This window comes from Rhizobium leguminosarum (assembly GCF_019798305.1).
Taxonomy (GTDB): Bacteria; Pseudomonadota; Alphaproteobacteria; order Rhizobiales; family Rhizobiaceae; genus Rhizobium; species Rhizobium leguminosarum_U.
Genome location: NZ_JAAXDD010000009.1, coordinates 30759 through 43620 on the forward strand (window position 1 = coordinate 30759; position 12862 = coordinate 43620).

Below are 12862 nucleotides of genomic sequence, written 5' to 3' on the forward strand. Positions count from 1 at the left end.
TATCTTCACCGATCGGCGGCGGGGCCGTCCAACCTAAGAGGATAACATGCATATCATCTGGGACGTTCTGACGCTTCTGCTGACAATCGGCTCGCTCTATGGCGGTCGCGAATACCGGATTATTCGCGCCCGTGCCCGCGCTCAAAACTGGGGTAACTTCTGACCCGACCCAGTACCATTGATTCGGTCCCGGCATCTCTGATTCGATTCCGAATCATGGTCGCATCGGATCGTTGCCGATCGCAGTTACGTCGAATGACGTAAAGCCACACGATTAAGGAAGTGCTTTATTAGTGGAGGCGGAGTCTATCCGTCCATTCTCCCTGTTATCCTAAGCCCGCCTCACCCCAGGCGGGCTTTTTTATTCCGTCGCCTGCATCACTTCTTGGCGCCGGCGGAAAGCACCCGATGTGTCGCGTTGTCCATTGCGTGGCTCGCTTCCTGTCCATCCTTCTTCAGCCCGTATGCGGTATTGCCGCAGCCCGAAAGAGTCAGCAGGCAGATGCAGGCGATGGCGATTGCAGTTTTTGACATCAAGTGTTTTCCCCGGATTGGATGGCGTTTCAGGGCATGATGCCAAAAGTGTCAGCCGTTTCGCACGACATCATGCTCTAACTCTTAATTTAGAACAGGATTTTAGGCTGACTGGGCCTAAAATCATCCTGTTCTAGGGAAGATGACGCATTCTTCGGCAAAATCAATCCGCAGGTAACAGGCGCGGACTGGCGGCATGGAACCCCGCGACGCCGCAGGCGTTAATGGGAGCTATCAAACCGGGGGTTAACGATATGGATTATCAGATTGCCTTCGCCGCAACGGTCGCAACGGCGTCTTTCCTCTTCTTCATGCTGATCGTTCACCGAACCTGATTGCCCGCCGGCCGCGTGATCACTGGAATAGCGCCGGCCATTTCCGGCCCGCTTGGCTGCGATCCGCAGAGATTGCATTTTCGGGTGCCGCTGCTTCTGCAGCCAATGTCGACGAGGCGTCGCAGACCGGAAGGCCTGGAGCGTAAAGATCGCAGATAATCGTCAGCTGACAGGGCAAGGCTGTAAAAAGAAACGTTTCGTCACCCGAAAGTATTACGGAAACAGTGAATGTATTTAATTTTAATTAATTGTCAGCTTTAACTATCTGTTAACAATATTGTTGCCCTCCGTCAGTTTCCGCTTATGCTTTACGCAAAAGGGGAGAGGAAAGATGTTTAGCAAAAGCTTGATTATGCCGTTCGGCTTCGCAATGCTCGCCATTGCCGGTCTCCTGTTCCAGATTGCTGCTCACGCTCTGCGCTCCCCGGTGACCTTGCTGCAGCCGTGAGTCACATAAGTTGCTGAACCCGCAAGCAATCTCAGTAACTGCGAGTGGAACTTCCCTTCATTTCGTGCATTCTGTGACTCGTTTTGCCAGGAGGGAGATAACCATGGAAGACGCAGGCGTGGGTTGGATTGCAGCTATCATTATCGGCGGTGTCGCTGGATGGCTGGCGGAAAAGGTCATGAGCAGCAGTATGGGCTTGCTCATGAACATATTGCTCGGCATCGTCGGCGCCATCGTCGCCAACTGGGTCCTGGGCCTGTTGCACATCCAGCCGCTTGCCGGTTGGCTGGGCTATCTGATCACCGGTTTCGTCGGTGCTTGCATCCTGATCGCAATCGGGCGCGTCATCCGCCGTTGAACCGGTCGCAATAACTGGCCTCTGTGGCTTTTGCTGTCTTCAGAAATATTGAAAGCCGGGCGTTCATGACGTCCGGCTTTTCTTCATCCTGAATTCCCGTTCAGCGGCGGCTGAGCATGCCGAACACGTAGGCAATGCCAGCCGTCACCGCGAGTGCCATGAGCGGTTCTTCGCGCACCTTGTCGCGCAGCCGTTCCGTCATCAGCGAAGCCTCGTCGGTCACGGCCGACTTCGCCCCCTGCCCCAGCGCCACTACGCTTTCCGTCAGGCGTGAAAGATCGTTGCGAAGGGCTGCGACCTGTGCCGACAGATCGTCTGCTGCTATGTCAGCCTTGACCCGCGCGGCGGTGGATTCGGCGGAAGCGGTTTTCAATTCTGCCATGGTCTGCTCCTGTTTCATGGGATGCCGCTTCAACGAAATGGCGGCCCGAAAGGTTCCGACGCAACCGATCTTTTGTTCGCCGCAAAGCCGCCGCGGCTGAGCGGCCGCCTTGTGCAGCTTTTCGCGCGACAAACCCTTCATTTCCTGTCGGGTTTGTTTTAAGGAACGTCGAATGTCCGCCCGCGCGCGGGTCAATGATACTGCGAGGTTTGCGTTTCTATGTTCCACATCCTGAGAAGAGCCGCTCAGACCTGGGTCGCCAAGCTGCTGATGCTTCTGCTGGTCGCGTCCTTCGGCATCTGGGGCGTCTCCCGGTCGCTGATCACGGGCAGTAACAGCACCACGGTCGTGACCGTCGGCGATCAGCATGTGGACGTCAACGAATTCCACCTCGCCTACCAGCGCCAGGTGGCAAGTGTGAGCCAGCAGTTCGGCACGCGCCTTACCCCCGAGCAGGCCCGCGCCTTCGGCATCGAGCAGCAGGTGCTCGCCCAACTCGTCGCCGGCGCCTCGCTCGACCAGCTCGCCGAAGACATGAACCTCGGCCTGTCGCAGGATCGCCTCGCCCAGCTGATCGCCGACGATCCGGCTTTCAAGGCCGTCAACGGCCAGTTCGACCGCGAACTCTTCGTCTCGCGTCTTCGCAATGCCGGCATCCGCCAGGACGATTACATCAAGGAGCGCAGCAAGGTCGCTGTCCGCAGCCAGGTGGTCGATGCTATCTCGAACGGCTTCACGGCGCCGAAGACGCTGGTCGACGCGCTGAAGCTCTATGGCGATGAAAGCCGCAGTATCGATTACCTGCTGCTCACCAACGCCAATATCGAGCCGATCAAGACGCCCGCCGACGACGCATTGGCGACCTGGTTCGAGGGTGTCAAGCAGCGCTACCGTGCGCCGGAATACCGCAAGCTCGTCTACCTCAAGCTGCAGCCCGCCGATATCGCCGATGCGGCGACCGTCACCGACGACCAGATCCACGAAGCCTTCGACAAGAGCAAGGACACCTATCGCACGCCGGAAAGCCGCACCATCGAGCAGCTGACCTTCGCCAGCAAGGATCTTGCCGCTGCCGCCGAAACGGCGCTGAAGAGCGGCACCAGCTTCGACCAGCTGGTTTCCGACCAGGGCAAGACGGCAAGCGATGTGCTGCTCGGCGAGTTCACCAAGGATAAGGTTCCAGACCAGGCCGTTGCCGATGCAGCCTTTGCGGTTTCGCGCGACGGCGGTACGACGCCTGTCGTCGACGGCTCCTTCGGCCCCGTCATCCTGCGCATCACCAATATCAAGCCCGAAACGACGAAGAATTTCGACGAGGTGAAGGAGGATATCCGCAAACAGCTGGCGCTTTCCAACGCCTCTCAAGAAGTGATCAACGTTCACGATCGCATCGAAGATCTGCGCGCGGGCGGTTCCACGCTCGAGGATATTGCCGGCCAGTTGAAGCTCACCGCCGTGGCCGTCGACGCCGTCGATATGACCGGCGCCGACAAGGACGGCAAGGAGGTCAAGGATCTCCCCGCCAAGCAGCAGTTGCTCGGCGAAGTCTTCAAGACCGAGGTCGGCGTCGATGCGCCGCCGCTCCCGATCGGCAATGACGGCTATGTCTGGTTCAACGTCCGCGAAATCACGCCGGACCGCGAGCGCCCGGTGGCCGAGGTGCGCGAAAAAGCCCTCGAGGACTGGACGGCGGAGCAGCAGAAGGCCGAACTCGCCAAAAAGGCCGCTGAATTGAAGGCCGAGGCGCAAAAGGGCAAGGCACTTGCCGATATCGCAACGCCACTCGGTATTGCCGTCGAAAGCAAGAGTGGCATCACCCGCTCCACCGATGATGCGGTCCTCGGCCGCGCCGGCGTCACCGCCGCCTTTTCCGGCCCGGTCGATACGGTCGCAAGTGCTGTCGGCGCCGATCCCTCGACGCAGATCCTGCTGAAGGTCACCGAGGTCAACACCCAGCCGACCGGCGATGTGCTGAACAACCGCGATGCCCAGATCACCGCCATGGCCAATGCCGCCGGCGACGATATTCTCGATCAGATGGTCAACCTGCTGCAGACGCAGTACGGCGCTCAGATCAACCAGACGCTCGCCGAACAGGCGACGGTCCGATAGGAGGCTTTATGACCGATCTGAAGCCGTTCCTGGCCAAGGCCGCAAGCCGCGAACCGCTGACGCGTGATGACGCCCGTGCGGCCTTCGACATCCTGATGTCGGGCCAGGCGACCCCCTCTCAGATCGGCGGCTTCCTGATGGCGCTGCGTGTGCGCGGCGAAACCGTCGACGAGATCGTCGGCGCCGTCACCGCGATGCGCTCGAAGATGCTGACCGTCGAGGCGCCGGCCGATGCGATCGACATCGTCGGCACCGGCGGCGATGCCAGCGGCACCTACAACATCTCGACGCTGGCAGCGCTGATCGTCGCCGGCGCCGGTGTTCCCGTCGCCAAGCACGGCAACCGGGCGCTGAGTTCGAAATCGGGCGCAGCCGACAATCTGGCCGCACTCGGCGTCAAGCTCGACGTCGGTCCCGAGATCATCTCCCGCTGCATTGCCGAAGCCGGCGTCGGCTTCATGTTCGCGCAGCTGCATCATTCCGCCATGCGCCATGTCGGCCCCTCAAGGGTCGAGCTCGGCACGCGGACGATCTTCAACCTTCTCGGGCCGCTCTCCAATCCGGCCGGCGTCCGTCGCCAGCTACTCGGCGTCTTCTCTCCGCAATGGTTGGTGCCGCTTGCCGAAGTCATGCGCGATCTCGGCTCCGAATGTGTCTGGGTGGTCCATGGCGACGGCCTCGACGAGATCACCACGACCGGCATTACAAAAGTCGCGGCACTGGAAGACGGCAAGATCCGCACCTTCGAACTCTCACCCGCCGATTTCGGCGTCAGCCCTTGCGTGCTTGCCGATATCAGGGGCGGTGACGGTGTCGCCAACGCCGCAGCGCTTCGCGAGGTGCTCGGCGGCGCCAGGAATGCCTATCGCGATATCTCGCTCGCCAATGCGGCCGCCTCGCTCGTCATCGCGGGCAAGGTCGCAACGATCCGTGACGGCATGACGCTGGCCGCGCAGTCGCTGGATAGCGGTTCCACCGCGCTCGCTCTCGACAAACTCATCGCCGTTTCCAACGATATCGATTAGGATTACCCGATGACCGATATCCTGAAAAAGATCGAACTCTACAAGCGCGAGGAGATCGCCGCTGCCAAGGCGGCAGTGTCGCTTGCCGATCTCAAGGCGATGCAGGCCGGCCAGTCCGCGCCGCGCGGCTTCCACAAGGCGCTCATTGCCAAGCATGATGCAGGCGGCTTCGGCCTGATCGCTGAGATCAAGAAGGCGAGCCCCTCGAAGGGTCTCATTCGCCCGGACTTCGATCCGCCGTCGCTGGCGAGAGCCTATGAGGCCGGCGGTGCCGCCTGCCTTTCGGTGCTGACCGACACGCCGAGCTTTCAGGGGGCGCCGGAATTTCTGACAGCCGCCCGTGCTGCCTGCGCGCTGCCGGCGCTGCGCAAGGATTTCATGTTCGAGACCTATCAGGTGCACGAGGCCCGCGCCTGGGGCGCCGATTGCATCCTGCTGATCATGGCCTCGCTGTCCGACGATGAAGCCGAACGTCTGCAGGACGAAGCCTTCGGCCTCGGCATGGACGTGCTGGTCGAGGTCCACGACGCCGAGGAGATGGAGCGGGCGCTGCAGCTTTCCTCCCCGCTCGTCGGCATCAATAACCGCAATCTGCGTACCTTCGAGGTCAGCCTGACGGTCAGCGAGGCACTTGCGCCCATGGTGCCTGACGACCGGCTGCTGGTCGGCGAAAGCGGCATCTTCACCCATGCCGATTGCAAGCGCTTGCAGGCCGTCGACATCAATACCTTCCTCGTCGGCGAGAGCCTGATGCGCAAGGACGACGTGGCGACCGCCACCCGCGCGCTACTCTTTGGCGAAGCCGCCATCGCGGCAGAATGATATGAGCGGCGCAAAGCCCGGTCTGACCCATATCGGTGCCTCCGGCGAGGCGCATATGGTCGATGTCTCCGACAAGGCCGAGACGGTGCGCATTGCCACTGCCGAGGGCCATGTGAAGATGGCGCCGGAAACGCTTGCTCTCATCGTCCAAGGCAACGCCAAGAAGGGCGATGTGATCGGCACGGCGCGCCTTGCCGGCATCATGGCGGCAAAACGCACCGCCGATCTCATCCCGCTCTGCCATCCGCTGATGCTGACGAAGGTCACGGTCGAGATCGAGGAAGATACCACCCTGCCCGGCCTGCGCGTTACGGCCACCGCCAAGCTGACCGGCAAGACCGGTGTGGAGATGGAGGCGCTGACAGCCGTCTCGGTCGCTTGTCTGACGATCTACGACATGGCCAAGGCGGCCGATAAGGCAATGGAGATCAGCGGCATCAGACTTCTTGAAAAGTCCGGCGGAAAGTCCGGCGATTTCCGTCATCCGGAGGCAAGATGAACCTTCTCCCGGTTGCCGAGGCTCTGAACCGCTTGCTCTCCAGCGCAAAGCCCATTGCTGCGTCCGAGACGCTGCCGCTTGCCGAGGCTGAGGGCCGCGTCCTGGCCGTCGATCTGACGGCCGGCCTGACCCAGCCGCCCTTCAATGCCTCCGCCATGGACGGCTATGCGCTACGCCGCGAAGACGCGCCGGAGCCGGGCGCCGTGCTGAAGGTCATCGGCATGTCTTCCGCCGGCCATGGCTTCGAGGGAAGCGTCAGCCGGGGTGAAGCCGTCCGCATCTTCACCGGCGCGCCTGTTCCGACAGGCGCCGATAGCGTCCTGCTGCAGGAGGATGCCGAGAAGATCGAGGGTGGCATCAGAACCAATTTCCCTGTGCGGCAGGGCCAGCATGTACGTCCCCGCGGCCAGGATTTCGCCGAAGGCGAAGCCGTGCTGCCGGCCGGCGCCGTGCTCGATTTCTCGCGGCTGACGGTCGCCGCCGGCATGAACCGGCCTGATGTCGAGGTGCGGCGGCGCCCGCTGATCGCCATCCTTGCAACCGGTGACGAATTGCTGCCGTCCGGAAGCACGCCCGGCCCGTGGCAGATCATCGCATCCAATACGTTTGGCATTGCAGCCCTTGCCCGCAAAGCTGGCGCCGATGTGCTCGATCTTGGCATCGTGCCTGACGACAAGGCCAAGATCACCGCGGCGATCGACACGGCGCGGGACGCCAAGGTCGATGTCATCGTCACGCTCGGCGGCGCTTCGGTCGGCGACCATGATCTGGTGCAGGCCACGTTGATCGAGGCCGGCATGCAACTCGATTTCTGGCGCATCGCTATGCGCCCGGGCAAACCGCTGATGGTCGGCAGCTTCGGCGAGACGCATGTGCTCGGCCTGCCCGGCAATCCGGTCTCCAGCCTCGTCTGTTCGCTGCTCTTCCTGGAACCGCTGATCCGCAAGCTCGCCTCCCTGCCGCCGGTGCAGCGCGAGGTAACGGTCGAGACGGCCGTCACACTGCGCGCCAACGACCACCGGCAGGACTATATCAGAGCGAAACTTTCGAAATCCGCTGCCGGCCGCTGGCTCGCCGAGCCTTTCGGCAAGCAGGATTCCTCGATGATGAAGGTCTTCGCCGAAGCCGACTGCCTTGTCATCCGCCCGCCGCATGCGCCAGAGCTGCCGGCAGGAGCGCCGTGCCCGGTCATGCTGTTGCGGCCGGACCTTCTGGCATAGGCCGTCATTTCAGCGGTCGCAGGAAAGCGTGAAGACGCCCGCCTGCGCAGACTTACCACCCGTGCCCGCGCCAAAATCCGCAACGGAGTGAGTGGCGATTCGGCTGAGTTCGCCTTGAGGAAGGTAGGCCCGCTCGGGATCGCCGATCAACACCTCGATACCGGCTGCCTCGCAACGCCGCAGGAAGGCCATTACCCGCGAGGCAAGCGAGGGATCGTAGAACAGGTCACCGACCACGAGGAGATCTGTCTCTGGCAGCGACCCCTCGATGATCTCGGCGGCGACGGCAATGACGCTCACGCCGTTGATCGCTGCGTTGAGCCTGATCGCGGCAATGGCATTGGCATCGATGTCGATCGCCGTCACCTTGGCTGCTCCGGCCTTCGCCGCGGCAATGGCGACGAGGCCGGAGCCGGCGCCGAGATCGAGGACACGGCGGCCCGCGACCGTTTCCGGCTGGTCGAGCAGATGGCGTGCAAGCACGGCGCCGCCGGCCCAGGGATAAGCCCAGTAAGGCGGCGGATCGGCCTCTCCACGACCTGCAAGTCGCCAGAGCCCACTTGCAGGCCCTGCCGTATGAAGGCGTATCTCAGGGATACAAGGAACGGGTGATATCGGCAGGTTGGCCTGGATGAAGGCGGCTGGAGCGGGTTGCGACATGTCCGGGCGTTTCATCGTCGTCTGCTCCTGTCGCTGAAGCTCAGTAGTTCTTCATGGCAAGATGCGGCATGCCACCGTCAAGAAATTCCGCGCCATAGGCAACGAAGCCGAAACGATCGTAGAGCGGCAGCTTGTCCGCCTGCGCCGTCAGATAGAAGCGGTTGTCGCGGGCAGCGCGGTGCAGTTCCATCGCCCGTCCGATCATTGCGGCTGCAATGCCTTGGCCGCGCCATTGGCTTGCAACCGCAACCCGGCCGATCTTCACATGTTCCTCGGCGTAATTGACTCGCAGCGTGCCGGAGACTTCGCCCGCCGTGATGGCGACAAGATGATGAGCGTTGAGATCGTCGGCATCGAATTCCTCGGCTTCGGGAACCTTCTGCTCATGCACGAAAACGGCGCGCCGCAGCCGGAAGGCCTCATTGCAGAGCGCACTGAAAACCGGAACGCTGAGAATCGCCGTTTCCACCGTCATCCTTGCCTCCCTCAGGGATACGACCCAAAGCCCTCCGCCAGACCAGCGAAGGGCTGCCGGCAAAATCAGCCGGGCTTCTTCTTTGAAAACTTGTTCTTCGGTGCGGCGCCGCCCTTGCCCTCATATTTGGGGCCTTCGGATTTGGGGCCTTCGAATTTCGGCTTGTCGAATTTCGGCTTGTCGGACCTCGGGCCACCGAAGGCGGGCTTGCCTGGCTTCTGGCTCCAGGGCTTGCTATCCCGTCTTTCCCCGCCGCTACTATCGGCGGCCGCATATCCGCCGCCCGGACCCTTGCCGAACTTGTTCTTCGGCCGCTCGCCGCGGAACGAATCGTCCGGCCGCTCGTCGCGGGATGGCTTGCCGGCATAGGGTTTTGACGCAGGCGCCCGGCTGAAATCCGGCGTGCCGGGAAGCCTGGTCACGCGGATGCCGCGTTCGAGCGCCTTGTTCGGACCGATCGCCGCCAGGAAGCTTTCGGCACTCGCCGCGGCGATCTCCACATAGGTTTCCTCGGGCTGCATCTTGATCGCGCCGATCTCGCGCTTCGTCACATTGCCGTTGCGGCAGAGCATCGGGATCAGCCAGCGCGGCTCGGCATTCTGCTTGCGCCCGACCGAGACGGAGAACCAGACGCTGGCGCCGAAATCATCGCGCGGTCCCTTCTGCGCCGGCTCGTATGGCTCGGCATTGTCACGGCGCTTGCGGCTGCGCTCGTCCTGCACGGTAACCTCGATGAGATCTTCCGGCGCCGAATGATTGGTGCGGTAAAGACGTAAGAAAGCGGCGGCGAGCTTTTCGGCGCCGTGGCTGGCGAGAAGCTGCTGTACCAGTCCCTGCTCTTCCTCCTGCGGCGTTTCGTTGAAGATCGGGTCGGCAAGCAGCCGCTCGTCGTCGCGCTCGCTCACTTCCTCGGCCGAAGGCGGTCGCGCCCAGGCAGCCGAAATACCGGCATTCTCGAGCAGGCGCTCTGCCTTGCGCCGTGCATTCAGCGGCACGATCATGGCGCTGATGCCCTTGCGTCCGGCCCGGCCGGTTCGGCCGCTGCGGTGCAGCAGCGTGTCCGGATTGGTCGGCAGGTCGGCATGGATGACCAGATCGAGCCCCGGCAGGTCAATGCCGCGGGCGGCAACGTCGGTCGCGATGCAGACACGGGCGCGCCCGTCGCGCATCGCCTGCAGCGCGTGGGTGCGCTCGTTCTGCGTCAGCTCGCCGGAAAGCGCCACGACGGCGAAATTGCGGTTGTTGAACCGCGCCGTCAGATGATTGACGGCAGCGCGCGTCGAGCAGAAGACGATGGCATTGGTCGCCTCGTAATAGCGCAGCACGTTGATGATCGCATTCTCGCGGTCGCTCGGGGCGACCATCAGCGCGCGATATTCGATGTCGATATGCTGCTTTTCCTCGGCCGCGGTGCTGATGCGCACGGCATTGCGCTGGTAGCTCTTGGCAAGCTTGGCGATCGCCGCCGGCACCGTTGCCGAAAACATCAGCGTCCGGCGTTCGTCCGGCGCCGCATCGAGGATAAATTCGAGATCCTCGCGAAAGCCGAGATCGAGCATCTCGTCAGCCTCGTCGAGCACGGCAGCCTTCAGTTCCGACATGTCGAGCGCCCTGCGGCGGATATGGTCGCAAAGCCGGCCGGGCGTACCGACGACGATATGGGCGCCGCGTTCGAGCGTGCGGCGCTCGCTACGGATGTCCATGCCGCCGACGCAGCTGGCGATCACCGCGCCGGTCATCTCAAAGAGCCATTCGAGCTCGCGCTTCACCTGCAGGGCAAGCTCGCGCGTCGGGGCGATGACGAGGGCGAGCGGCGCGCCGGCATTACCGAAGCGCTCCCTGCCTTCGAGCAGCGTCGGCGCCAGCGCCAGTCCGAAGGCAACGGTCTTGCCGGAACCGGTCTGAGCCGAGACCAGCGCGTCGGAAGCGGCGAGCGCCGGATCGAGCATCGCCTTCTGCACCGGGGTGAGTTCGGCGTAACCGCGCTTCTGCAACGCCTTGGCGATCGCCGGAACGACGCCGTTGAATTCTGTCATGGATTCGATCTTTCGGAGCTGTCAGGCGCGTTGCTGCGCCATGGCCGGAGCCAGCCGGCGGGGTATTTGCGCCGTTCCTAGCCCCTCCCGCGGCGATTGTCAAAGCGTACGGCTACGCCACAGCCAGGCGTCGATGCGGCTTGCCCGGCCGCGCAGCGCCGTTTCCAACGGTCCCTCCATCCGGCCGGACTGCGTGAGCACGCTATCGGGACCGGCGGCGCGGACGATTTCGGCGCTCAGCGCCAGCTCGACGCCATGGCGGGCGGCGACCTCCATCAGCCGGCTGCCGACATTGATGGTGTCGCCCGCCGCCGTGATTTGCTGCCGGTCGCCCGTGCCCAACCGCGAGGCGACGATCGGGCCGCAATGGGCGCCAACCTTGAAGCCGATCTTCTTCGGGGCAAAGCCCGCATGCGCTTGAAGCCAGGCTCGTGTGTGCTTGCATAGGCTGACCGCGCAGGCAGCGGCGCGGGCGGCATCGTCGTCGGCGGGTTCCGGCAGGCCGAACAGGATCATCGCGCCATCGCCCATGAAGCTCGTGATGGCGCCGCCGTGGGCGCGCGCCTCCTCGTCGACCAGTTCGAAGAAGCCGCTCAGCATCTCGCTGACCGCCACCGGCCCGACATTTTCGCTGAGGCCGGTGAAGCCCGAGAGATCGATGAAGATGACGGCAGCGTTCTGGCGCACCGGCGCGGCGAGGAAATTCGGATCGCGCGCCAGCCACTCGCCGAGCCCGGGCGCCTCGATGCGCTGCAGGAGTGCGCTCTGCTCGGCGAAATGACGGGCGCGGCCGCGGTCAAGCCAGAGCTCGGCCGCCCCGAAGATCAGCGCCGGCGGCAGCGCTGCGGCGATTGGCAGCGCCGCACTCAGCCAGTAGCCATGTGCATAGGCCAACAGATTGAGCATCGCCCAGACGATCAGCGTCAGCACGATGATGAGATAGCCTGCCGCACTCCGGCGCCAGGCGACCAGCGAAACGAGCACGATCGGCAGTCCGACGGCGGTGGCGACATCGATCATCCGCATCCTGCGGTCGCGCACCATGCCGTCACCGGTGACGAGATGGGTGATCGCCGTCGACATCACCTCGACGCCGGGCATGACAGGATCGAACGGCGTCGGGAAGACGTCGCCGCCGCCAGTCACCGTCGAACCGATGACGACGATGCGACCAGTGACCGCTTCCGCCGAAAGCTTGCCATCCAGCGCATCGGCGGCGCTGAAGGTGACGATGCTGCCATGCCCGCCATAAAAGGTCACCGGCAGGCGCTGGCCGATATCGGTGGGAATACGCAGCTTTCCGAGCATGATGGCATCGGGTTCGATCGTGGGATCGACGCCGAGCGCCACCGATGCGGCTCGCAGCGGAAAAGCCGGATCCAGCCGGTCGGCGGCACGCGAGATCAGCGGAATGAAACGCGGCGTGCCGGTCTGGTCGGTTGCGACATTGACGATGCCGACCGCAGCTGCCTCGGCAAAGCGGGGAAGCGGCAAGAGAAGCTGGTTTGCCTCAGGGATGGCGGCAAGCGGATCGCCGGCCACATCGGTGACCCGCTGGCTGTTTTGCGCGAAAGTGGCCGCAGCCGCAATCACGCTCGGCCCCTGGCGAAGGGCAGCAGTCAGTGCAGCATCACCCGCCTCCGGCCCCGGATCGACCAGCAGAATATCGATCGCCAAAGCCTTCGGCCTCAATGCGGTGATCGCGCCGGCGAGGCGCGCAAGTGTCGCCCGATCGAGCGGATAGCCGTGCGCCCGAGCGGTGCGGTCGTCGATCGCAACGATCGAGACGACGGGAGGCGGTGTCTTCGCCCCGACAATGGCGCTGCGGATATCGGCAAGCGAGGCCTCCATCCGGTCGAGAAGGCCGCTTCCGGCATTGAGATTGGTATAGCCGAGCGCTGCTCCCCAAAGACCGGCGAGCATCAGCGCGATCACGGTCAGCAGGCGATGGTTCAT

12 protein-coding genes are annotated in these 12862 nt (G+C 63.3%); 6 read left to right on the plus strand and 6 right to left on the minus strand.

Annotated features, from left to right (window positions below):
• Positions 1-378 precede the first annotated feature (378 nt).
• Complete coding sequence (locus tag HFO99_RS17180) at positions 379-534, minus strand: entericidin (RefSeq protein ID WP_222251366.1); 156 nt, start codon at positions 532-534, stop codon at positions 379-381.
• An 886-nt stretch (positions 535-1420) separates the two neighbouring features.
• Here HFO99_RS17180 and HFO99_RS17185 point away from each other — a divergent pair.
• The gene (locus HFO99_RS17185; protein WP_222335130.1) at positions 1421-1675 is read left to right on the plus strand and encodes a GlsB/YeaQ/YmgE family stress response membrane protein; all 255 of its coding nucleotides are present in this window, start codon (positions 1421-1423) and stop codon (positions 1673-1675) included.
• A gap of 100 nt (positions 1676-1775) precedes the next feature.
• Here HFO99_RS17185 and HFO99_RS17190 read toward each other — a convergent pair whose 3' ends face one another.
• The gene (locus tag HFO99_RS17190; RefSeq protein ID WP_026154158.1) at positions 1776-2057 is read right to left on the minus strand and encodes a hypothetical protein; all 282 of its coding nucleotides are present in this window, start codon (positions 2055-2057) and stop codon (positions 1776-1778) included.
• A 219-nt stretch (positions 2058-2276) separates the two neighbouring features.
• Here HFO99_RS17190 and HFO99_RS17195 point away from each other — a divergent pair, with 219 nt between their 5' ends.
• The 5 genes from HFO99_RS17195 to glp are packed head-to-tail and all read left to right on the plus strand — an operon-like array spanning position 2277 to position 7735.
• Positions 2277-4169, plus strand: a complete 1893-nt coding sequence (locus HFO99_RS17195) for a peptidylprolyl isomerase (RefSeq protein ID WP_222362401.1) — start codon at positions 2277-2279, stop codon at positions 4167-4169.
• Between the two features lie 8 nt (positions 4170-4177).
• Positions 4178-5194 carry an anthranilate phosphoribosyltransferase gene (gene trpD, locus HFO99_RS17200; RefSeq protein WP_222362403.1) on the plus strand — a complete coding sequence of 339 codons (1017 nt, stop codon included), beginning with the start codon at positions 4178-4180 and terminating at the stop codon, positions 5192-5194.
• Positions 5195-5203: 9 nt separating this feature from the next.
• Positions 5204-6016: an indole-3-glycerol phosphate synthase TrpC gene (gene trpC / locus HFO99_RS17205; RefSeq protein WP_222362405.1), complete on the plus strand. Its 813-nt coding sequence runs from the start codon at positions 5204-5206 to the stop codon at positions 6014-6016.
• 1 nt (position 6017) lies between these two features.
• The gene (gene moaC / locus HFO99_RS17210; protein WP_222362407.1) at positions 6018-6515 is read left to right on the plus strand and encodes a cyclic pyranopterin monophosphate synthase MoaC; all 498 of its coding nucleotides are present in this window, start codon (positions 6018-6020) and stop codon (positions 6513-6515) included.
• Complete coding sequence (gene glp / locus HFO99_RS17215; RefSeq protein WP_222362409.1) at positions 6512-7735, plus strand: gephyrin-like molybdotransferase Glp; 1224 nt, start codon at positions 6512-6514, stop codon at positions 7733-7735. Before moaC ends, glp begins: the two co-directional genes overlap by 4 nt.
• Positions 7736-7744: 9 nt before the next feature.
• Here the strand turns inward: glp and HFO99_RS17220 are convergent, their stop codons facing one another.
• The 4 genes from HFO99_RS17220 to HFO99_RS17235 all read right to left on the minus strand — a co-directional run bounded on the left by HFO99_RS17220 (position 7745) and on the right by HFO99_RS17235 (position 12862).
• Positions 7745-8410, minus strand: coding sequence for a class I SAM-dependent methyltransferase (locus tag HFO99_RS17220; protein WP_222310465.1), 666 nt, complete (start codon positions 8408-8410; stop codon positions 7745-7747).
• Positions 8411-8435: 25 nt separating this feature from the next.
• Positions 8436-8870: a GNAT family N-acetyltransferase gene (locus HFO99_RS17225; RefSeq protein ID WP_222310464.1), complete on the minus strand. Its 435-nt coding sequence runs from the start codon at positions 8868-8870 to the stop codon at positions 8436-8438.
• A gap of 65 nt (positions 8871-8935) precedes the next feature.
• Positions 8936-10906, minus strand: a complete 1971-nt coding sequence (locus tag HFO99_RS17230) for a DEAD/DEAH box helicase (protein WP_222362411.1) — start codon at positions 10904-10906, stop codon at positions 8936-8938.
• A 99-nt stretch (positions 10907-11005) separates the two neighbouring features.
• Positions 11006-12862, minus strand: coding sequence for a CHASE2 domain-containing protein (locus tag HFO99_RS17235; RefSeq protein ID WP_222362413.1), 1857 nt, complete (start codon positions 12860-12862; stop codon positions 11006-11008).